The following is an 18,686-nucleotide window of genomic DNA, read 5'->3' as shown; positions in this document are numbered from 1 at the left end:
CGTCCCATATCACTCCCTCGCGCCCACGCGCGCTCGCCCTCGCGCGCGCATACACTGTGAACTTCGGCGGATATCCGCCATTTTTGACGTCCCGCCTCAACATTCCCGTCCTACAAGAGCGCCGCTGCCGATCCGGTTCACATGGCGCTTTCCATCGATCTCCAGCCAATCAGGCGTCACCTCCAGCCGCCTGCCGCGGATCGTCGTGCGCAGATGCTCCACCGCGATCCGGTTGCGCGCCACGATCCGCAGGATGGCGAGCCCGTCACCGCGCGCCGCCATGACGCTGTAGCGGTCGCCGCGCAGCAGGAACCGCCAGCTGCCATCGGTGGGCAGCCATTCATTGCCCTGGATCACTTGCACCGGATCGCCGTCAAGGTCACCCAAGCGCAGGCTGATCCGTGTCGCACCCCGGCTGCGGCGCGGCGGCGCGAACATCAGGATCGGCTCGCCATCCAGCATCAGCGGTATCGGCGTATCGCGCAGCAATCGCGAACCGCCCACGATCAGCATCGGCAGTTCCGAAGAAAATGGCATGCGGTCCCGCGCGAAGTGCCGCTGCCTGACGACCGGATTGGTATGAAAGCCCTGCACCTGCGCCGCGGTCAGCCGCCCCTCCTCCACCAGTGCATGACATGTGGGACAGAGCAATGTCGTCTGCGGGGAGTCGGGCAGGCGCAGATAGCGGTAGATCGTCACGCCGCACCGGACGCAGGCAAAGCCGCATGCCTCCCTCACGTCCTCACGCTGCGTCTCAGTCAATTCAGGCAGCGAAAGCATCACCGGCAAGGCCATGGACGAACCCTTTGCAACCGCTCCTCGCGTCATTGCGAAGCAGCGTTACCCAGTGGCGTCCTTTCCCGGATGCAGGCTCTTCAAGGTCCCTTCACTTGGGACATATGGTTGAAATAATTTGGCCTCAGGTCAAGGGGGCGTGAACGCAGGTCAGCGCTGCGGCAGCAAATCCAGGTTGCGCGATGCCGCGATGTTGCGGATGCGCCCCGGCCGCGGCATCGACTTGATGGCGATTTCCGCGATATCCCCCGCGCTGAACAGTTCGACATTGCCGACATCGAAGATGCGCTGCCCGAATGTCTGCGTGATGCGCACGCTCCGGATGCTCGACAGTGCGATCTCCGTCCGCTGCTTCGCCAGCAGCCCGCGCTCCATCAGCACCTCACGGTCGGACAGGGCCAGCCGCTCGCCCTTGGCCCGCAGCCACCAGACGCCGATCGCCAGCAGCCCCACGACCGAGATCAGCAACAGGATGAACAGAAAGGGATGCGCCCGAAACATCGCAGGATGCTCGTCATACAGCCACGCGTCGCTCATCACTCATCCCATACACAGGTGCCGCCGGACATGATCATGGATGCCCTGTCCGCGTCAATCCTTGGACAGCGCCTCCTTCTTGTGCGCGGCGCGCTTGCCATCACCGGTTTCGACGATGAACTGCGGATTGTCCTTGGAAGCGGCAACCTTGTGCCCCTTGATCTGGGTCGCACTGGTCTGCTTCTTCACCACCTTGCCATGCGCCTCGCCGCCATGGCTCTTCCAGCTGACCTTGTCGCCGGCCTTGGGTTCCTGCTTCATGTCCTGATCTCCTGCCAAGCCCCAAGAACCCGGCAAGAGGATAGAGGTTGCGTGCGAACCGCTCTAGCTCTCATCCCCCATCCGCAGCGCCGCGATGAAGGCCTCCTGCGGGATCTGCACCGATCCATATTCCCGCATCCGCTTCTTGCCTTCTTTCTGCTTCTCCAGCAGCTTCTTCTTGCGCGTGATGTCGCCGCCATAGCATTTCGCGGTGACATCCTTGCGCATCGCCGCGATCGTCTCACGGGCAATCACCTTGCCGCCGATCGCCGCCTGGATCGGGATCTTGAACAGGTGCCGAGGGATCAGGTCCTTCAGCCGCTCGCACATATGCCGCCCACGCGCCTCGGCCGCCGAGCGGTGAACGATCATCGACAGCGCGTCGACCGGCTCATTGTTGACGAGGATGCTCATCTTGACCAGGTCGCCCTCCCGCGTGCCGATCTGATGATAGTCGAAACTGGCATAGCCCCGGCTGATCGACTTCAGGCGATCGTAGAAATCAAACACGACTTCGTTGAGCGGCAGTTCATAGGTCACCTGCGCGCGGCCACCGACATAGGTCAGGTTCTTCTGAATCCCGCGCCGGTCCTGGCACAGCTTCAGGATCGATCCCAGATATTCATCGGGGCAGTAGATCACCGCCTCGATCCAGGGCTCCTCGATCATCTCGATATGATTGGGATCTGGCATGTCGGCCGGGTTGTGCAGATGGCGCACAGTCCCGTCCTTCATGTGCATCTCATAGACCACCGATGGCGCGGTGGTGATGAGGTCGAGATCATATTCGCGGGTCAGCCGCTCCTGGATGATCTCCAGATGCAGCAGCCCCAGGAACCCGCAGCGGAAGCCGAAGCCGAGCGCCGCCGACGTCTCCATCTCGAAGGAGAAGGACGCATCATTGAGCCGGAGCTTGGAAATCGAGTCGCGGAGCTTTTCAAAATCGTTCGCATCGACCGGAAACAAGCCGCAGAACACGACCGGCTGCACTTCCTTGAAGCCCGGCAGGGGATTGGCGGCCGGGTTCTTCACCGTAGTGATGGTATCGCCGACGCGGGTCTGGCTGATATCCTTGATCTGCGCGGTGATGAAGCCAATCTCACCCGGGCCGAGTTCCGGCAGCTGCTCGATCTTCGGCCGCATGCAGCCGACGCGATCGATCAGATGCTCGGTCTCGCCGATCATGAACTTGATCTGCTGCCCCTTCTTGATGACGCCATTGACGACGCGCACAAGGATGACGACCCCCAGATAAGGGTCGTACCAGCTATCGACCAGCATCGCTTCCAGCGGCGCGTTGCGATCGCCCTTGGGCGGCGGGATTTTCGCAACGATCGCTTCAAGGATGTCGTCGATGCCGATGCCGGACTTGGCACTCGCCAGCACCGCTTCGGACGCGTCCAGGCCGATCACTTCCTCGATTTCCGCTCGCACTTTCTCCGGTTCGGCGGCGGGCAGGTCGATCTTGTTCAGCACCGGCACGATCTCATGATCATGTTCGATCGACTGATAGACGTTGGCCAGCGTCTGCGCTTCCACCCCCTGCGCCGCGTCCACCACCAGCAGCGCGCCCTCGCAGGCTGCAAGCGACCGGCTCACCTCATAGGCGAAGTCGACATGGCCCGGCGTGTCCATGAGGTTGAGTTCATAAGTCTCACCATTTTTCGCGACATAATCGAGGCGCACCGTCTGCGCCTTGATGGTGATGCCCCGTTCCTTTTCGATATCCATATTGTCGAGCACCTGCGCGCTCATCTCGCGGTCGGTCAGGCCGCCGGTGCGCTGGATCAGGCGATCGGCCAGGGTCGACTTGCCATGGTCGATATGGGCGATGATCGAGAAGTTGCGGATATGCGAAAGGTCGGTCATGGCCCGCGCCGATAGCAGCCATTTGCGGGCCTGTCAGCAGAGCTTAGAAACAGCTAGGCCATCAGTAGGAAAAGGCCGCGAGCTATGGTAAGTGACGCGAGCTTTAAGCGGGTCGTACCATATAAGAAATTCCGTAATTAACCGCTCGAAAAGGGGATTTGGGGCAATGTTCAGGACGGTTTCCGCGATCGTCGCGGCAGCATCGATGCTTGCGACGCCGATGTCTGCGATGGCGCAGACGAATATGAGTTCTTCCGGCAAGACCTATAAGGATGGCACCACCAAGGGCGCGTCGTCGGGCCGCAGGGCGCAGGAACGCGCTCAGCAGGAGATTCCCCGCTGCACCCGCCGCCTTGGCACCGTCGCGATCGTCGAGCCCGACAACCAGTGGTGGCGCGAACTGAACCTGGGCAGCCCGGAAGCGGTGCTCAAGGTCCTTATCCAGCAGTCCGGCTGTTTCGGCATCGTCAATCGCGGCCGCGCCATGCAGAGCCGGGCGATGGAACGCGCTATGGCGGACTCCGGCGAATTGCAGGCCGGATCGAACCTGGGCCGGGGCCAGGTCAAGGCGGCCGATTATTATCTGGAGCCTGATATCGTATCGTCCAACCGCAATTCTGGCGGTGGCGGCTTCGGCGCTGCACTTGGCGGCCTGATGGGCGGCACGTTCGGCGCACTTGCCGGTGGCCTCAACATCAAGAAGAAGGAAGCGAACGTTACGCTTTCCATCGTCAACGCCCGCACGACGGAAGAAGAGGCGCTGACCGAAGGCTATGCGCGCAAGACCGACATCGGCTTTGGCGGCGGCGGCGGTGCCGGGTGGTGGGGCGGCTTTGCAGCCGCCGGTGCCAGCGGCTACCAGAATACCGAAATCGGCCAGGTGATCGTACTCGCCTATCTCGACGCCTATACCAAGCTCGTCACGCAGATGGGCGGCCTGCCCGCTAACGCGGCAGCCGCCGCTCCGCGCGCGCAATAAAGCTTAGATGCAGGGGCTTGGCCAAGCGACGCCGAGCCCCTGTTCTGCTCTTTCAGATCACCTTCGCTGCCGTTGTCAGAACAGGCACCGCTATCAAGTCGGCCGGGACGAGACTTCCGGTTGCACCAACCGTCTTTCGCGCCGCCGCCGCCACCACGACAATATCGCCTCACCTGCGGGACGCTCCACCAGCCTGTTGATCCCCGCCCCTAAGATCAGCGCGACAAGGAAAGCGGAAAAGAAGGCGAGCCAGGCGCTATAGCCTTGCTCCGTCATTTTCAGCATCACGACAAAGCCGACATGCTGGTGAATGAGGTAGAAGGAATAGCTGATGCCTCCCATCCAAAGCAGCGGACGTGCCGCAATCCATCGCAGGCGCCCTTGAATGAGCGCGGCAAAGCCTGCCAGCAAGACGCAGGCCATGATCGTGACGTCCCACGTCTCCATCATGGCGACAGAGAGCAGGGCGATCATCGCATAGGGCGCCTGCTCGCGCCAATGCCGCTGTCCGGACCAGACTCGATAGGACAGCATCCCTATGACGAAGAAGGGAAGGTAGCGCAGCACGAAGAGCATGATGATCCGCTCCGGCATGTCCGGCCAAAAACCATAAACCGCCCGGACCGCAAGCCACAGCGCGAGTACAGGTTCCAGCCTTTTCAACCCGGCCCACTTCCAAATGGATATCATACAGAAATAGAAGGCGATTTCGACCGTCAGCGTCCAATAGGCGCCGTCCACTTCGGGAAGGAAGGCGAAACCTTGCAGCATCGTGATGTTGGCGACGATCGCGCCGGGCCCAACCAGCAACTGGGTGGCTTTCGCCAGATATTCAATCGACAAGGTAAGCAGCATCGCGACGAGATAAGCGGGGTAAAGCCGCGCGACGCGGTTGACCATGAAATCAGCGACGCTCCGAATACGGTCGAGCGTAAAGAAGATCGCGAAGCCAGAAATGGTGAAGAACAGCAGGACCCGATAATTACCGCCGGGGAAGCTGAATGGCACATGGGCCGCTTGGGGGAACAACTCGTGGAAACGGGTCGAATAGTGGAAAACGAGGACGCATAGCGCCCCGATGCCTCGCAGGGCATCCAGTTCCACCAAACGGGTGCGGGGAGGCAAACCAGTCACCCGAACATATTAGCAATCAAACAGCAATCAATCGGTTAAGATGGAAGAACAATCTACCGTTGGGGATAGGGCCTAAGCGGTATATGTTCCTGGGCCGGGTCAGCCCCCCCCCTGCTCCGCGACGCGCTTCAATCGCATGAGTTGCTCAGTCAAAACCCTGTCTACCGCTGGCGCCATCTGCTTCGAATCTATCCGCATATAGCCTGCTGCTATATAGTTCATGGTCACCTCCACACCGCGATCGGATGGCATGATCATGAGTTCAAGCGTGCCGATGACCGCATCGGCTTGCAAGGGCCCTAGAGCCCCGGACAATCTCACCCGCTTGTGGGGCTCGACCAAAATCAGACGTGCATGCTCGACACTACCAACGGTGCCGTCCGCTCCCGGAAGCCGTTCACAAAAGCATCCACCTGCTTGCGGATCCATGCTCAGGTTGGCGGCATCACCGCTATAACTGTGCTCGCTGCTCCACCACCGCGCAGGCTTGACGATCAGCGAGTAGACCGACCGGGCATCCCGATCGATCCGGACGTTGCTGGCGATCGAAAAGCCGACATCATTGACCGATTTGACTTCCGCTTGCGCGGCCGTTCCGGCAGCGATAGCCGTAATGAAGACAGCCCGGATACAAGCTCGCATCCTCTTTCCCCCGTCGATGAACGACGGGAGAAACTAGCGCAAGCTCAGGGCCGATCCAATATGGCCGCGATCGCCGCGGTCACATCGTCCATGTCGGCCATGCCGTCGACTCGAGACACGATGCCCCGCGCCTCATAGATCGGGAGAATAGGAGCGGTCTTGGCGCGATATTCCGCCATGCGGGTGCGGACAGTCTCTTCATTGTCGTCCGGGCGGCGCTTGAACTCATGCCCGTGACATTTATCGCATTCATTCTCGACTTTGGGCTGCTTGAAGCTGTCATGATAGCCTTCGCCACAGCTCGCGCAGGTAAACCGGCCTGTGATGCGTTCGACCAGAGCGTCCTCATCAACATCAAGTTCGATGACATGATCAAGCGTACGGCTGCGGTCAGCAAGAATGGCGTCCAGCGAATGCGCCTGCGCTTCGGTACGCGGATAACCATCGAAGATCACGCCCGTGCCGGTAGCGAGCCCATCCAACGCTTCCCCAATGATGCCGGAGACGATTTCGTCAGAAACGAGTTCGCCCGCTTCCATTACCGCCTTGGCTTTCAGACCAACCGGCGTCTGAGCCTTGACCGCTGCGCGCAGCATGTCGCCCGTCGACAACTGCACCATGCCGCGATCTTCGACCAAACGGCTCGCCTGCGTGCCCTTACCTGCTCCCGGAGGGCCCAGCAGAATGATATTCATGTGCGCATACTCCCCTGTTCTCGCGCTGGCGCTGATGCGCCTTTAACGGAGCCGTCCCTTCAGCTTAGCCTTCTTTATCAGATCCCCATATTGATGGGCCAGCAAGTGGCTCTGGATCTGGGTCACGGTATCGACGGTGACGTTCACCACAATCAGCAGGCTAGTCCCGCCCAGATAAAAGGGGATACCCGCCCGCGCGATGGCAAATTCCGGCACCAGGCAGATGATTGCCAGGTAAGCCGCACCGATGACCGTGATCCGGGTCAGCACATAGTCCAGATAATTTTCCGTGTTCTTGCCCGGCCGGATGCCGGGGATGAATCCGCCGTTGCGCTTGAGATTGTCGGCAGTCTCTTCCGGATTGAACACAACCGCCGTATAGAAGAAGCAGAAGAACACGATGCCGAGGCCGTACAGCGCCATGTAGACCGGGCTACCGTGCGACAGATATTGGTTCAGCGTCAGCACGAAATCGCCGAGTCTGCTCTCGCCAGCAACGGTATTGCCCGCGAACTGCGAGATGGTGAGCGGCATCAGCAACAGCGAGCTGGCAAAGATCGGCGGGATCACGCCTGCGGTATTTACCTTGAGCGGCAGATGGCTCCGGTCAGCCTGCATCAAACCCTGGCGCGTCTGGCGCTTGGGATATTGAATCAACACCCGGCGCTGCGCACGCTCCATGAAGCAGATCAGCAGGATCAGGCCTACGGCCAGAGCGATGACCATCACGATCAGCAGGCCGGAAATCGACCCTTCGCTGCCTGACTTGAACAAATTGCTCAGCGTTACCGGAAGCTGGGCGACGATGCCGGCCATGATGATGAGCGAAACGCCGTTGCCGATGCCGCGTGACGTGATCTGCTCACCCAGCCACATCAGGAACATCGTTCCGCCGATCAGCGAAACGACCGCAGCGATGCGGAACAGGAAACCAGGATCAACCACCGCCTGAACGCCAGACTGCGCCCCAAAGCTTTCGAGGCCTACAGCGATGAAATAGCCCTGCACGGCGGTCAGACCGACGGTGCCGTAACGGGTATATTGGTTGAGCTTCTTACGCCCGCTCTCGCCTTCCTTCTTGATCGCCGCGAGTTGGGGCGAGAGGCTGGCCGCGAGCTGCACCACGATCGAGGCCGTGATGTAGGGCATGACGCCGAGCGCAATCAGGCTCATGCGCGAAAGCGACCCGCCAGAGAAGGTGTTGAAGATGTCCAGGACACCGCCGTTGGTCTGCGCGTAAAGCTGCGAGAGCGCGGTCGGATCGACTCCTGGCAACGGAACGAAGCTCAGAAAGCGGAACACGATCAGCGCGCCCAGGGTGAACCATAAGCGCTTCTTGAGGTCGGTCGCCTGGCTGAACTTCGCCAGGCTGAGATTGGATGCGAGCTGGTCGGCTCTCGATGCCATCTTGGCTGCCCTTCAAAACATCTTGCCGGATTGAGATACCCGGAGCGGAATCGCTAACCCCTTAGCGGGGTGATCGCACGCTGTCGAACTCGGAAATTCACACCGTTCATTCTGAATTCTATCGGAGCCGACAATGAGGGTCTTTTTGATCCCAAATACAAGGCCCCGCCTACCCATATCGGGCAGCGGGGCCATGCTTGCAAGCCTTACGGCCTGGCTCAAGCCTTCTTGGCGGCCTTGGCGCTACCCTTCTTGGCAGCGGCCTTTTCGGCAGCCGGAACGACGGCGATCACTTCGACCTTGCCGCCAGCCTTCTCGACCGCTTCAACAGCGCCCTTCGACGCGCCTGCAACGAGCAGGTTGACCTTGGCCGTCAGTTCGCCCTTGGCGAGCAGACGGACACCGTCCTTGCTGCCCCGCGCCAGCGCAGCGCCCTTGAGCGCTGCATGGTCGATCGTGGCATTGGCGTCGAGCTTGCCCGCGTCGATTGCCTTCTGCAGAGCGCCCAGGTTCACGATCGCGTAATCCTTGGCGAAGATGTTGTTGAAGCCGCGCTTTGGCAGACGCATGTGGAGCGGCATCTGGCCACCCTCGAAGCCGTTGATGCTGACGCCCGAACGCGCCTTCGCACCCTTCTGGCCGCGACCGGCGGTCTTGCCCTTGCCCGAGCCGATACCACGGCCGACGCGCATCCGGCCCTTGCGGGCGCCGGCATTGTCATTGAGTTCGTTAAGCTTCGTCATTGTGCACTCGCTTTCGCTATGTTCGCGCTGAAAAGATGATGCCCCTCCCGCAGGCGGGAGAGGCAAGGATACTTAGGGACGCGCAGCGGCCCTTAGTTGCAATTGTGAGGGCTTGCCGAAGCGTTGCGCCTGGTCCCGCCCTCTCCAACTCCGCCTAACCGCTTGCGCGGCAAGGCTGCATATCCTCTCCCGCTTCCGGGAGAGGAACGGGTCAGTCGACCACTGCTACCATGTGGGGCAGCTTGGCAATGGCGCCGCGGACTTCCGCGGTGTCTTCTAGCTCCACCACGCGGTGCATCTTGCCAAGGCCGAGGCCGATCAGAATCTTCTTCTGGGCTTCGGGACGGCGGATCGGCGAACCGATCTGCTTGATCTTGATCTTCGCCATGCTGTCTTACTCCGCAATCGCTTCGGCGTCGGCCTGAGCGACTTCGGCCGAGGCGCCACCGCGACGAAGCAGGTCGGCAACCTTCTTGCCGCGACGCTGCGCCACAGCCTTGGGGCTGACCTGTTCACCCAGCGCCGCGAAGGTCGCCCGGATCATGTTGTAGGGGTTCGAAGTGCCGTTCGACTTCGTCACGACGTCAGCGACGCCGAGGCTTTCGAACACAGCGCGCATCGGGCCACCGGCGATGATGCCCGTACCGGCCGGAGCCGAACGAACCGTCACCTTGCCCGCCCCGAAATGGCCAAGGCCATCATGGTGCAGCGTGCGGCCTTCCTTCAGCGGAACGCGAACCATCGCCTTCTTGGCCGAAGCGGTCGCCTTACTGATGGCTTCCGGCACTTCGCGCGCCTTGCCATGACCGAAGCCCGCACGGCCCTTGCCGTCGCCGACGACGACCAGAGCCGCGAAGCCGAAGCGTTTACCGCCCTTGACGGTCTTCGAGACGCGGTTGATGTGAACCAGCTTCTCGATCAGCTCTTCACCCTGCTCCTCGTCACGGTTGCCACCCCGACGGTCGTCCCGACGGCCACGGCCGCCGCGCTCGCCACGGTTGCGGTCGCCGCCACGGCCACGGCCACGGCCGGGACCGCGATTTTCGGACTGCTCGCCGCCTTCAACGGCAGCAGGTGCGCCCGGCTGGGCCTGGATATCGTTTTCGTCAGCCATGATCAGAACTCCAGCCCGGCTTCACGGGCCGCATCGGCCAGCGCCTTGACGCGGCCATGGAACAGGAAGCCACCACGGTCGAACACGACCTGGGTAACGCCAGCAGCAGTCGCCGCAGCAGCGACGCGCTTGCCGACATCGGCAGCGGCTTCGGAAGTGGCACCGGTCTTGCCGCGCACATCCTTGTCCAGGGTCGACGCGGCGGCCAGGGTCTTGCCCTGCGCATCGTCGATGACCTGAGCGTAGATATGACGGCCCGAACGGTGGACGCTGAGGCGCGGACGCGTGCCCGAAACAGCCTTGAGCGCGGTGCGGACGCGGCGGCGACGCCGCGCGAAGAGGGAAAGCTTTGCCATCTTACTTCTTCTTCCCTTCCTTGCGGAAGATGAACTCGCCGGCGTACTTGATACCCTTGCCCTTATAGGGTTCGGGCTTGCGCCAGCGGCGGATCTCGGCGGCAACCTGACCCACCTTCTGCTTGTCGATGCCGCTGATCTCGACCGTGGTGTTATCCGGGGTCTTGATCTCGATGCCTTCGGGCACCGCGAAATCGACGTCGTGGCTATAGCCGAGCTGAAGCTTCAGGGTCTTGCCCTGAGCGTTGGCACGGTAGCCGACGCCGGTGATCAGCAGCTTCTTGGTGTACCCTTCGGTCACACCGGTGATCAGGTTTGCGATCAGCGTGCGCTGCATGCCCCAGAAAGCGCGAGCGCGCTTGCTGTCATTGGCGGGCTTTACCGCGATCGAACCGTCTTCGATGCTGTAGGTCACTTCGTCAGCCAGCGGCAGCGACAGGGTGCCCTTCGGGCCCTTCACCGACAGCTGACCGCCTTCGATGGCGGCGGTGACGCCCGATGGGACGGCAACCGGCTTCTTACCAGTACGGCTCATCAGAACACCTCCGCCAGCACTTCGCCGCCGACATTCTGCTCACGCGCTTCGGCGTCGGACAGAACGCCACGGGGCGTCGAGACAATGGTGATGCCCAGGCCATTGCGAACCACCGGCAGTTCCTTGGAACCCGAATAGACGCGACGGCCGGGCTTCGAGACGCGGGCGACGTGCTTGATCGCCGGCTGGCCTTCGAAATATTTCAACTCGATGCGAAGGCCGGGGTGCTTGCCGAGGGCTTCCTCGGAATAACCACGGATATAGCCTTCGCGCTGGAGCACGTCGAGCACGCGGGCGCGGAGCTTCGAAGCGGGGGACACAACGCTGTCCTTCTTCGCCTGCTGCCCGTTGCGGATGCGGGTGAGCATATCACCCAGGGGATCGGTCAATGCCATCTCAAATGATCCTTACCAGCTCGACTTGGTGACGCCGGGAATCAGGCCCTTGTTGGCCAGATCACGCAGCTGCACGCGGCAGAGGCGGAATTTGCGGTAATAAGCGCGGGGACGCCCCGTCAGTTCGCAGCGGTTCCGGATACGGGTCGGATTGCCGTTGCGGGGGATCTCCGCCATCTTCAGACGCGCGATCAGACGATCGCTGTCGTCGGCCGCGGTATCATTCGCGATCGCCTTGAGCTTCGCATAGCGGCCGGCATATTTCTTGACCAGCTTCTTGCGGCGCTCATTCTTGTTGATCGAACTCAGTTTCGCCATGACTTAAGTTCTCTTTCCTTGGGTGTCTGGAAAGAGAAGCGGGACCCGATCAGGCCGCCTGCTTCTCTTCAATCGGGAAGGGGAAGCCGAAGAGACGCAGCAGTTCGCGCGCTTCCTCGTCCGTCTTCGCCGTGGTGGTCACGATGATGTCCATGCCGCGCACCTTGTCGATGCGGTCATAGTTGATCTCGGGGAAGATGATCTGCTCCTTGATCCCGAAGGCATAGTTACCACGGCCGTCGAAGCTCTTCGGATTGAGACCACGGAAGTCGCGCACGCGGGGCAGAGCGATATTGATCAGGCGATCAAGAAACTCGTACATGCGCTCGCGGCGCAGCGTGACCTTGGCACCGATCGGCATGCCTTCACGCAGCTTGAACTGCGCGATCGACTTGCGGGCCTTGGTGATAACCGGCTTCTGGCCAGCAATCAGTTCCATTTCCTCGGCGGCCGACGTGACCTTCTTCTTGTCCTGGGTCGCTTCGCCAACGCCCATGTTGAGCGTGATCTTCTCGATCTTGGGCACTTCCATGACGTTCTTGTAACCGAACTTTTCGGTCATCGCCTTGGCGATCTCGGCGTCATACAGCGACTTGGAGCGCGGAGTGTACTTCTCGCTCATTACAGCACCTCACCGGACTTGACGGCGACGCGGACCTTCTTGCCGTCGCGGTCCTCGAAACGGACGCGGGTCGGCTTGCCATCCTTGTCGGCGACAGCGACGTTCGAAATGTGAAGCGGCGCGGGCTTGCGCTCGATGCCACCCTGCGGGTTCGCCTGGTCGGGCTTGCGATGACGCGCATGCACGTTGATGCCTTCCACCAGCACCTTATCGTCCTTCGGCATGACCTGGAGGACGGCGCCCGTGCGGCCCTTGTCCTTGCCAGCCAGGATGACGACCTTGTCGCCCTTCTTGATTCTAGCAGCGCTCATTACAGCACCTCAGGAGCAAGGCTGATGATCTTCATGTGCTTCTTGGCGCGCAGTTCGCGAACGACCGGGCCAAAGATACGGGTGCCGATCGGCTCCTCGTTCTTGTTGATGAGCACAGCGGCATTGCCGTCGAAGCGAATCACGCTGCCGTCAGCGCGACGCACGTCCTTGGCGGTGCGCACGATGACCGCGCGATGCACGTCACCCTTCTTCACCTTGCCACGAGGCGCAGCTTCCTTGATCGAGACGACGATGATGTCGCCCACGCTCGCGAAGCGACGCTTCGAGCCGCCCAGCACCTTGATGCACTGGACGCGCTTGGCGCCGCTGTTGTCAGCGACGTCAAGATTGGATTGCATCTGGATCATGGATCCGGTTCCTTCTTGTCTGGCCTACCGAGACTATCCCGGCGGTTCCGAATTCGAGTTTCGACCGGAAGATTCGAAACACGAAGCGCGGGCCTGTAACCTCTCCCGAAGGAAAAGGCCAGCCCCGCGTCCGAAATTTCGACCCCTACGGCCGGTGACTAACCTCAGGCCGCCGTTTCGGGCGACTTGTGGGTGTCCACGCGCTCGATGACCTTCCAGGTCTTGAGCTTGGAAATCGGAGCGGTCTCTTCGATGCGGACCGTTTCGCCTTCCTTGTAGACATTGCCCTCGTCATGGGCATGGTACTTCTTCGAACGGCGAATGATCTTGCCGTAGAGCGCATGCTTAACCTTGCGCTCCACGCGAACCACCACCGTCTTGTCGGTCTTGTCGGAAACCACCGTTCCCGTCAGCACGCGCTTGGGCATCGTGTGATTTCCTTCTTACTTCGCAGCCGAGCGCGAACGCTCGGACTGAAGGGTCTTGATCTGCGCGATCGACCGGCGGACTTCACGCACGCGGCTGGGCTTTTCCAGCTGGTTGGTGGCCGCCTGGAAGCGCAGATTGAACTGCTCACGCTTCAGGTTGTTGAGCTCGGTCGACAGCTCGTCGTCCGTCTTGGTCTTGAGGTCAGCTACATTCGCCACGGATTAACCCTCCAGGTGGGAGGTGTCGCCGAGGCGAGCGACAACCTTCGTCTTGATCGGCAGCTTCATCGCGGCGCGCGAGAAAGCCTCTGCTGCGAGCGGGCCGGGCACGCCGTCCAGTTCGAACAGGATGCGGCCCGGCTTGACGCGAGCTGCCCAATATTCGACCGAACCCTTACCCTTACCCTGACGGACTTCGGCGGGCTTCTTCGACACCGGAACGTCGGGGAACACGCGGATCCACAGACGGCCCTGACGGCGAAGGTGACGCTGGATCGCGCGGCGGGCCGCTTCGATCTGGCGTGCGGTAACGCGCTCGGGCTCCAGAGCCTTCAGACCATAGGCGCCGAAGTTCAGAGCCGAACCGCCCTTGGCGTCGCCCTTGATCCGGCCCTTGAAGGTCTTGCGGAACTTCATTTTTTTCGGTTGCAGCATGACGCTATACCTACCTTATTCTCAGCGCGCCGGGCGCACGCCGGAGGTCTGAGCCTCCAGCATCAGCCGGTCGGTCGCGAACGGATCATGGCCGAGAATCTCGCCCTTGAAGATCCACACCTTGATGCCGCAAACGCCATAAGCGGTGTGCGCGGTTGCTTCGGCATAGTCGACGTTCGCGCGCAGCGTGTGCAGCGGAACGCGGCCTTCGCGATACCATTCGACACGCGCGATCTCTGCGCCGCCCAGACGGCCGCCGCAGGTGATCTTGATGCCTTCAGCGCCTAAGCGAAGAGCCGACTGCACCGCACGCTTCATGGCGCGACGGAAAGCAACGCGGCGTTCCAGCTGGTCGGCGATACCCTGCGCAACGAGCTTGGAGTCGATTTCCGGCTTGCGGATTTCGACGATGTTCAGGCTGACGTCCGAAGAAGTCAGGCTGCCCAACTTCTTGCGCAGCTTCTCGATGTCCGCGCCCTTCTTACCGATGATGACACCGGGACGGGCAGCGTAGATCGACACGCGGCACAGCTTGGCGGGACGCTCGATCACGACCTTGGAGATCGCGGCCTGCGGCAGGTTCTTCATGATATACTGGCGGATCTTCAGATCCTCCAGCAGCAGACGGCCATAGTCGGCGCCTTCCGCGAACCAGCGGCTGTCCCAGGTACGGTTGATCTGCAGGCGCAGACCGATCGGATTGCTCTTGTGACCCATGTCTCTTACGCCTCCGCTTCTTCAGCTGCTTCACGCACGACGATGCGCACGCGGCTGAAGGGCTTCAGGATCCGGGTCGACTTGCCACGGCCGCGAGCGTGGAAGCGCTTCATGGTGAAGCTCTTGCCCACCGATGCTTCCGCGACGACCAGGCTGTCGACGTCCAGATTGTGGTTGTTTTCCGCATTGGCGATGGCCGAAGCCAGCACCTTGCGCACGTCGACCGCCATCGCCTTCTTCGAGAAGGCGAGGATGTTCAGCGCGTCCTCGACCTTGCGGCCGCGGATGAGCGTGGCCACCAGGTTCAGCTTCTGGGCCGAACCACGGATCTGCGTGCCAACGGCCAGCGCCTCATTGTCGGCGACGCGACGGGGAGCCTTTTCCTTGCTCATTAGCGCTTGCCCTTCTTGTCGGCGGCGTGGCCGGGGAAATAGCGGGTCGGAGCGAATTCGCCCAGCTTATGACCCACCATATCCTCGTTCACCGAGACCGGCACATGCTTGCGGCCGTTATAGACGTTGAACGTCAGGCCGACGAACTGCGGCAGGATGGTGGAGCGGCGCGACCAGGTCTTGATCGGACCCGAACGGCCACCGGCATCCTGAGCGACTTCCGCCTTCTTCAGAAGGCTGAGGTCCACGAACGGACCTTTCCAGACGGAACGAGCCATCTCGCTTACCTCTTCTTCTTCGCGTGGCGGCTACGGATAATGAACTTGTCCGTCGCCTTGTTGTGGCGGGTGCGCGCACCCTTGGTCGGCTTGCCCCAGGGGGTGACCGGATGACGGCCGCCCGAGGTCCGGCCTTCACCACCGCCATGCGGGTGATCGACCGGGTTCTTCGCCACACCGCGCGTCAGCGGACGCTTGCCGAGCCAGCGGTTACGGCCGGCCTTGGCAAGGTTGGTGTTGGCATTGTCCGGGTTCGACACGGCGCCGACGGTGCCCATGCAATCCGAACGGATGTAGCGCTGTTCGCCCGAAGACAGACGGACCATCACCATGCCACGATCGCGACCGACCAGCTGGGCATAGGTGCCCGCCGAACGGCAGAGCTGCCCACCCTTGCCGGGCTTCATCTCGATATTGTGGATGATGGTGCCGACCGGCATCTGGCCGAGTTCCATCGCGTTGCCCGGCTTAACGTCAGTCTTCTTGCCCGCGACGACCTTGTCACCGGGAGCCAGACGCTGCGGCGCCAGGATATAGGCCTGGGTGCCGTCGGGATAGTTGACCAGCGCGATGAAGGCGGTGCGGTTGGGGTCATATTCCAGACGTTCCACCGTGCCTTCGACGTCCCACAAACGACGCTTGAAGTCGATGATGCGGTAACGCTGCTTGTGACCACCGGCGATGCCGCGCGAGGTTACATGGCCCTTGTTGTTGCGGCCACCGGTCTTGCGCTTGCCTTCGGTCAACGCCTTGACGGGCTTGCCCTTGTGCAGGCCACTGCGGTCGACGAGGATCAGCCCGCGCTGGGCCGGGCTCGTCGGGTTGTAGCTCTTAAGCGCCATGGTCAGCGCACTCCTTCGGTGATGTCGATCGACTGGCCATCAGCCAGACGAACGATCGCCTTCTTCACGTCAGACCGGGTGTAGGGCTTGCCCTTCCACTTCTTGGTCTTGCCCTTGGCCACCAGCGTGTTCACGCTTTTGACGGTCACGCCCCAGAGCGCTTCGACGGCAGCCTTGATCTCCGGCTTGGTCGCATCATTGGCGACCTTGAAGACCACGGCGTTGTTCTCGGAGAGAAGGGTCGACTTTTCGGTGATGACCGGGGCGACGACGACGTCGTAATGACGGTTGTCGACCTTCGCGGCTTCTTTCTTAGCCATTGAAACGCGCCTCCAGCTTTTCGACCGCGGCGCGCGTCAGCACCAGCGAATCCGCCCTCAGGATGTCGTAGACATTGGCGCCGACGGCCGGCAGCAGGTCCACACCGACGATATTCGCCGAAGCCTTCGCGAAGCTGACATTCACTGCGTCACCGTCGATGAACAGCGCCTTGTTGAGGTTCAGCTTGGCGAGGTGCGCGACCAGAGCCTTGGTCTTGCCTTCCGCTACGTCGAGATTTTCGAGAACGATCAGCGATCCGTCCTTGGCCTTCGACGACAGGGCCATTTTCAAGCCGAGCGCACGAACCTTCTTGTTGAGGTCGTGACCGAACGTGCGGGCACGGGCACCGTGCGCCTTACCACCGCCGATGAACACCGGCGCCTTGCGGTCGCCGTGACGGGCCGTACCGCCACCCTTCTGGCGGCCAAACTTCTTGCCCGTGCGGGCAACGTCCGAACGCTCACGGGTAGCACGCGCCGGAGCGCGGCGCTTCTCGAGCTGCCAGAGCACGACGCGGTGCAGGATGTCGGTGCGGGGCTCGACACCGAACACGGCATCGTTCAGCTCCACATCGCCAGCGGCCTGCGCGTCGAGGGTCTGTACATTGACCTTCATGATTAGCCCTCCTGGCCTTCGGTCGCTTCGGGAGCAGCCGCTTCTTCAGCGGGCGTCTCGGCCGGAGCGTTGTTGCTGTTGGCAGCCTGCTTGAGGCTCGCCGGATAAGGAGCGTCGGCAGGACGCTTCACCTTGACGGCATCGCTGACGGTCAACCAGGTGCCCTTTGCGCCCGGAACGCTGCCCTTGACGAACAGCAGGCCACGCTCGACGTCCGTGCGAACGATTTCGAGATTCTGCTGCGTGCGCTCGCGATCACCCATATGACCCGCCATCTTCTTGTTCTTGAAGACGCGGCCCGGGTCCTGGCGATTACCGGTCGAACCATGGGCACGGTGGCTGATGGACACGCCGTGCGTGGCGCGCATACCACCGAAGCCCCAGCGCTTCATGGCACCGGCGAAACCCTTACCCTGGGTGTGGCCAGCGACGTCGACCAGTTGGCCGGCGATGAAATGATCGGCTGCGATCTCGGCGCCGACATCGAGGAGCGCATCCTCGGCGACACGGAATTCGACCAGACGCGCCTTCGGCTCCACTTCCGCCTTCGCGAAATGGCCACGCTGCGGCTTGGCGACATTCTTGACCTTCGCGACGCCCGCACCGAGCTGAACCGCGACATAACCGTCACGATCGACTTCCTTGCGAGCCACGACCTGATTGCCCTCAAGGGCCAGAACCGTAACGGGAATATGACGTCCGTCCTCCTGGAACAGACGGGTCATCCCGACTTTCTTAGCGATCACGCCTGTGCGCATCACTGATTACTCCCATAGAGGCCCGCCTTAGCAGCGGGCGTATCCAACGAAAAAACCGCTCAGGATCCCTCCCTCGCGGCCAACCCAATTAACAATCACCCCGTCCGGGTTGGATGCCGACCCCTGCTCGGGGAAGGCGACGGGGGACCAGGACCACGAGCCATTCCGGTTCACCGGAGAGGCCGTGCGGTATCCCTTGTGTCGTTTGAGCTCCTGGCAAGCCAGAACGCCCGATACCCTGCCAGCTTTTCGGGTTGGCAGGGACTTGCCAGCTTTAGGCCAGCTTGATTTCCACGTTCACGCCGGCAGCCAGGTCCAGCTTCATCAGCGCGTCGACCGTCTGCGGCGTCGGCTGCACAATGTCAAGCATGCGCTTGTATGTACGGACCTCGAACTGCTCGCGCGACTTCTTGTCGATGTGCGGGCCACGATTGACCGTGAACTTTTCGATCCGCGTCGGAAGGGGAATCGGACCGCGAATGAGGGCGCCGGTGCGGCGGGCGGTGTCGGCGATGTCGCCGGTCGCCTGATCGAGCACGCGATGATCGAACGCCTTGAGGCGAATGCGGATGTTGCTGTCCATTGTTCCTGTACCGATGC

At 61.7% G+C, this 18,686-nt stretch carries 30 protein-coding genes; 1 reads left to right on the top strand and 29 read right to left on the bottom strand.

Translation table 11 applies throughout. The annotated features are described in order from the left end of the window. Positions 1-96: 96 nt before the first annotated feature. The 4 genes from ACYU8T_RS12600 to lepA all read right to left on the bottom strand — a co-directional run bounded on the left by ACYU8T_RS12600 (position 97) and on the right by lepA (position 3,462). Positions 97-795 (bottom strand): hypothetical protein, encoded by a 699-nt coding sequence (locus ACYU8T_RS12600; RefSeq protein WP_461159625.1) that lies wholly within the window; start codon positions 793-795, stop codon positions 97-99. Between the two features lie 150 nt (positions 796-945). Next, positions 946-1,332: a PH domain-containing protein gene (locus ACYU8T_RS12595; protein ID WP_097090717.1), complete on the bottom strand. Its 387-nt coding sequence runs from the start codon at positions 1,330-1,332 to the stop codon at positions 946-948. A gap of 54 nt (positions 1,333-1,386) precedes the next feature. Next, entirely contained in the window at positions 1,387-1,593 is a 207-nt protein-coding gene (locus ACYU8T_RS12590) for a hypervirulence associated TUDOR domain-containing protein (protein ID WP_097090716.1), read from the bottom strand. Between the two features lie 63 nt (positions 1,594-1,656). Continuing rightward, complete coding sequence (gene lepA, locus ACYU8T_RS12585) at positions 1,657-3,462, bottom strand: translation elongation factor 4 (protein ID WP_097090715.1); 1,806 nt, start codon at positions 3,460-3,462, stop codon at positions 1,657-1,659. 166 nt (positions 3,463-3,628) lie between these two features. Between lepA and ACYU8T_RS12580 the strand changes: the two genes are divergently transcribed. Then, a complete protein-coding gene (locus ACYU8T_RS12580) occupies positions 3,629-4,441 on the top strand; it encodes a CsgG/HfaB family protein (RefSeq protein WP_461159624.1) in 813 nt (270 codons plus the stop codon). Between the two features lie 93 nt (positions 4,442-4,534). On the opposite strand, the gene ACYU8T_RS12575 is transcribed toward ACYU8T_RS12580, so the two are convergent. From ACYU8T_RS12575 to rpsJ, 25 genes are all read right to left on the bottom strand, one after another. After that, a complete protein-coding gene (locus ACYU8T_RS12575; RefSeq protein ID WP_461159623.1) occupies positions 4,535-5,575 on the bottom strand; it encodes an acyltransferase family protein in 1,041 nt (346 codons plus the stop codon). A gap of 99 nt (positions 5,576-5,674) precedes the next feature. After that, positions 5,675-6,217, bottom strand: coding sequence for an SRPBCC family protein (locus ACYU8T_RS12570; protein WP_461159622.1), 543 nt, complete (start codon positions 6,215-6,217; stop codon positions 5,675-5,677). A gap of 44 nt (positions 6,218-6,261) precedes the next feature. Continuing rightward, positions 6,262-6,912, bottom strand: coding sequence for an adenylate kinase (locus ACYU8T_RS12565; RefSeq protein WP_461159621.1), 651 nt, complete (start codon positions 6,910-6,912; stop codon positions 6,262-6,264). A gap of 42 nt (positions 6,913-6,954) precedes the next feature. Then, the gene (gene secY, locus ACYU8T_RS12560; RefSeq protein WP_201515253.1) at positions 6,955-8,319 is read right to left on the bottom strand and encodes a preprotein translocase subunit SecY; all 1,365 of its coding nucleotides are present in this window, start codon (positions 8,317-8,319) and stop codon (positions 6,955-6,957) included. A 218-nt stretch (positions 8,320-8,537) separates the two neighbouring features. Next, the gene (rplO, locus tag ACYU8T_RS12555) at positions 8,538-9,062 is read right to left on the bottom strand and encodes a 50S ribosomal protein L15 (RefSeq protein ID WP_461159620.1); all 525 of its coding nucleotides are present in this window, start codon (positions 9,060-9,062) and stop codon (positions 8,538-8,540) included. Between the two features lie 211 nt (positions 9,063-9,273). Further along, on the bottom strand, positions 9,274-9,450 hold the full coding sequence (gene rpmD / locus ACYU8T_RS12550; RefSeq protein ID WP_013847753.1) for a 50S ribosomal protein L30: 177 nt from the start codon (positions 9,448-9,450) through the stop codon (positions 9,274-9,276). Between the two features lie 6 nt (positions 9,451-9,456). Then, positions 9,457-10,176, bottom strand: coding sequence for a 30S ribosomal protein S5 (gene rpsE, locus ACYU8T_RS12545; protein ID WP_201515255.1), 720 nt, complete (start codon positions 10,174-10,176; stop codon positions 9,457-9,459). Positions 10,177-10,178: 2 nt separating this feature from the next. Further along, positions 10,179-10,532, bottom strand: a complete 354-nt coding sequence (rplR, locus tag ACYU8T_RS12540; RefSeq protein ID WP_097090709.1) for a 50S ribosomal protein L18 — start codon at positions 10,530-10,532, stop codon at positions 10,179-10,181. Between the two features lies 1 nt (position 10,533). Further along, positions 10,534-11,067, bottom strand: a complete 534-nt coding sequence (rplF, locus tag ACYU8T_RS12535; RefSeq protein ID WP_201515256.1) for a 50S ribosomal protein L6 — start codon at positions 11,065-11,067, stop codon at positions 10,534-10,536. Beyond that, positions 11,067-11,462: a 30S ribosomal protein S8 gene (rpsH, locus tag ACYU8T_RS12530; RefSeq protein ID WP_021239751.1), complete on the bottom strand. Its 396-nt coding sequence runs from the start codon at positions 11,460-11,462 to the stop codon at positions 11,067-11,069. Before rpsH ends, rplF begins: the two co-directional genes overlap by 1 nt. A 12-nt stretch (positions 11,463-11,474) precedes the next feature. Beyond that, the gene (gene rpsN / locus ACYU8T_RS12525) at positions 11,475-11,780 is read right to left on the bottom strand and encodes a 30S ribosomal protein S14 (RefSeq protein ID WP_009820643.1); all 306 of its coding nucleotides are present in this window, start codon (positions 11,778-11,780) and stop codon (positions 11,475-11,477) included. A gap of 49 nt (positions 11,781-11,829) precedes the next feature. Then, on the bottom strand, positions 11,830-12,402 hold the full coding sequence (gene rplE / locus ACYU8T_RS12520) for a 50S ribosomal protein L5 (RefSeq protein ID WP_097090707.1): 573 nt from the start codon (positions 12,400-12,402) through the stop codon (positions 11,830-11,832). After that, positions 12,402-12,713 carry a 50S ribosomal protein L24 gene (gene rplX / locus ACYU8T_RS12515; RefSeq protein WP_097090706.1) on the bottom strand — a complete coding sequence of 104 codons (312 nt, stop codon included), beginning with the start codon at positions 12,711-12,713 and terminating at the stop codon, positions 12,402-12,404. The genes rplE and rplX overlap by 1 nt, the downstream gene beginning before the upstream one ends. Beyond that, complete coding sequence (gene rplN / locus ACYU8T_RS12510) at positions 12,713-13,081, bottom strand: 50S ribosomal protein L14 (protein ID WP_007686569.1); 369 nt, start codon at positions 13,079-13,081, stop codon at positions 12,713-12,715. Before rplN ends, rplX begins: the two co-directional genes overlap by 1 nt. Positions 13,082-13,245: 164 nt before the next feature. Then, positions 13,246-13,509, bottom strand: coding sequence for a 30S ribosomal protein S17 (rpsQ, locus tag ACYU8T_RS12505; protein ID WP_006960320.1), 264 nt, complete (start codon positions 13,507-13,509; stop codon positions 13,246-13,248). Between the two features lie 15 nt (positions 13,510-13,524). Further along, on the bottom strand, positions 13,525-13,728 hold the full coding sequence (gene rpmC, locus ACYU8T_RS12500; RefSeq protein WP_013847759.1) for a 50S ribosomal protein L29: 204 nt from the start codon (positions 13,726-13,728) through the stop codon (positions 13,525-13,527). A gap of 3 nt (positions 13,729-13,731) precedes the next feature. Further along, complete coding sequence (gene rplP, locus ACYU8T_RS12495; protein ID WP_007686573.1) at positions 13,732-14,163, bottom strand: 50S ribosomal protein L16; 432 nt, start codon at positions 14,161-14,163, stop codon at positions 13,732-13,734. A 21-nt stretch (positions 14,164-14,184) separates the two neighbouring features. Further along, positions 14,185-14,880, bottom strand: coding sequence for a 30S ribosomal protein S3 (gene rpsC, locus ACYU8T_RS12490; protein WP_022682110.1), 696 nt, complete (start codon positions 14,878-14,880; stop codon positions 14,185-14,187). A 5-nt stretch (positions 14,881-14,885) separates the two neighbouring features. Beyond that, complete coding sequence (gene rplV, locus ACYU8T_RS12485; RefSeq protein ID WP_025547267.1) at positions 14,886-15,272, bottom strand: 50S ribosomal protein L22; 387 nt, start codon at positions 15,270-15,272, stop codon at positions 14,886-14,888. After that, positions 15,272-15,550, bottom strand: a complete 279-nt coding sequence (rpsS, locus tag ACYU8T_RS12480) for a 30S ribosomal protein S19 (protein WP_007686576.1) — start codon at positions 15,548-15,550, stop codon at positions 15,272-15,274. Before rpsS ends, rplV begins: the two co-directional genes overlap by 1 nt. Positions 15,551-15,555: 5 nt before the next feature. Continuing rightward, positions 15,556-16,392, bottom strand: a complete 837-nt coding sequence (rplB, locus tag ACYU8T_RS12475) for a 50S ribosomal protein L2 (RefSeq protein ID WP_021239761.1) — start codon at positions 16,390-16,392, stop codon at positions 15,556-15,558. 2 nt (positions 16,393-16,394) lie between these two features. Further along, the gene (locus ACYU8T_RS12470) at positions 16,395-16,712 is read right to left on the bottom strand and encodes a 50S ribosomal protein L23 (protein ID WP_021239762.1); all 318 of its coding nucleotides are present in this window, start codon (positions 16,710-16,712) and stop codon (positions 16,395-16,397) included. After that, positions 16,705-17,328, bottom strand: a complete 624-nt coding sequence (rplD, locus tag ACYU8T_RS12465) for a 50S ribosomal protein L4 (protein WP_461159619.1) — start codon at positions 17,326-17,328, stop codon at positions 16,705-16,707. Before rplD ends, ACYU8T_RS12470 begins: the two co-directional genes overlap by 8 nt. Before the next feature lie 2 nt (positions 17,329-17,330). After that, entirely contained in the window at positions 17,331-18,086 is a 756-nt protein-coding gene (rplC, locus tag ACYU8T_RS12460; protein ID WP_097090703.1) for a 50S ribosomal protein L3, read from the bottom strand. Between the two features lie 274 nt (positions 18,087-18,360). Beyond that, positions 18,361-18,669 carry a 30S ribosomal protein S10 gene (gene rpsJ, locus ACYU8T_RS12455; RefSeq protein ID WP_007686587.1) on the bottom strand — a complete coding sequence of 103 codons (309 nt, stop codon included), beginning with the start codon at positions 18,667-18,669 and terminating at the stop codon, positions 18,361-18,363. Positions 18,670-18,686: the final 17 nt, after the last annotated feature.

Source organism: Sphingobium sp. TomMM35A, assembly GCF_054771735.1.
The sequence above is the reverse complement of the archived record's forward strand: the minus strand, read 5'-3'. Positions and strand labels throughout refer to the sequence as shown.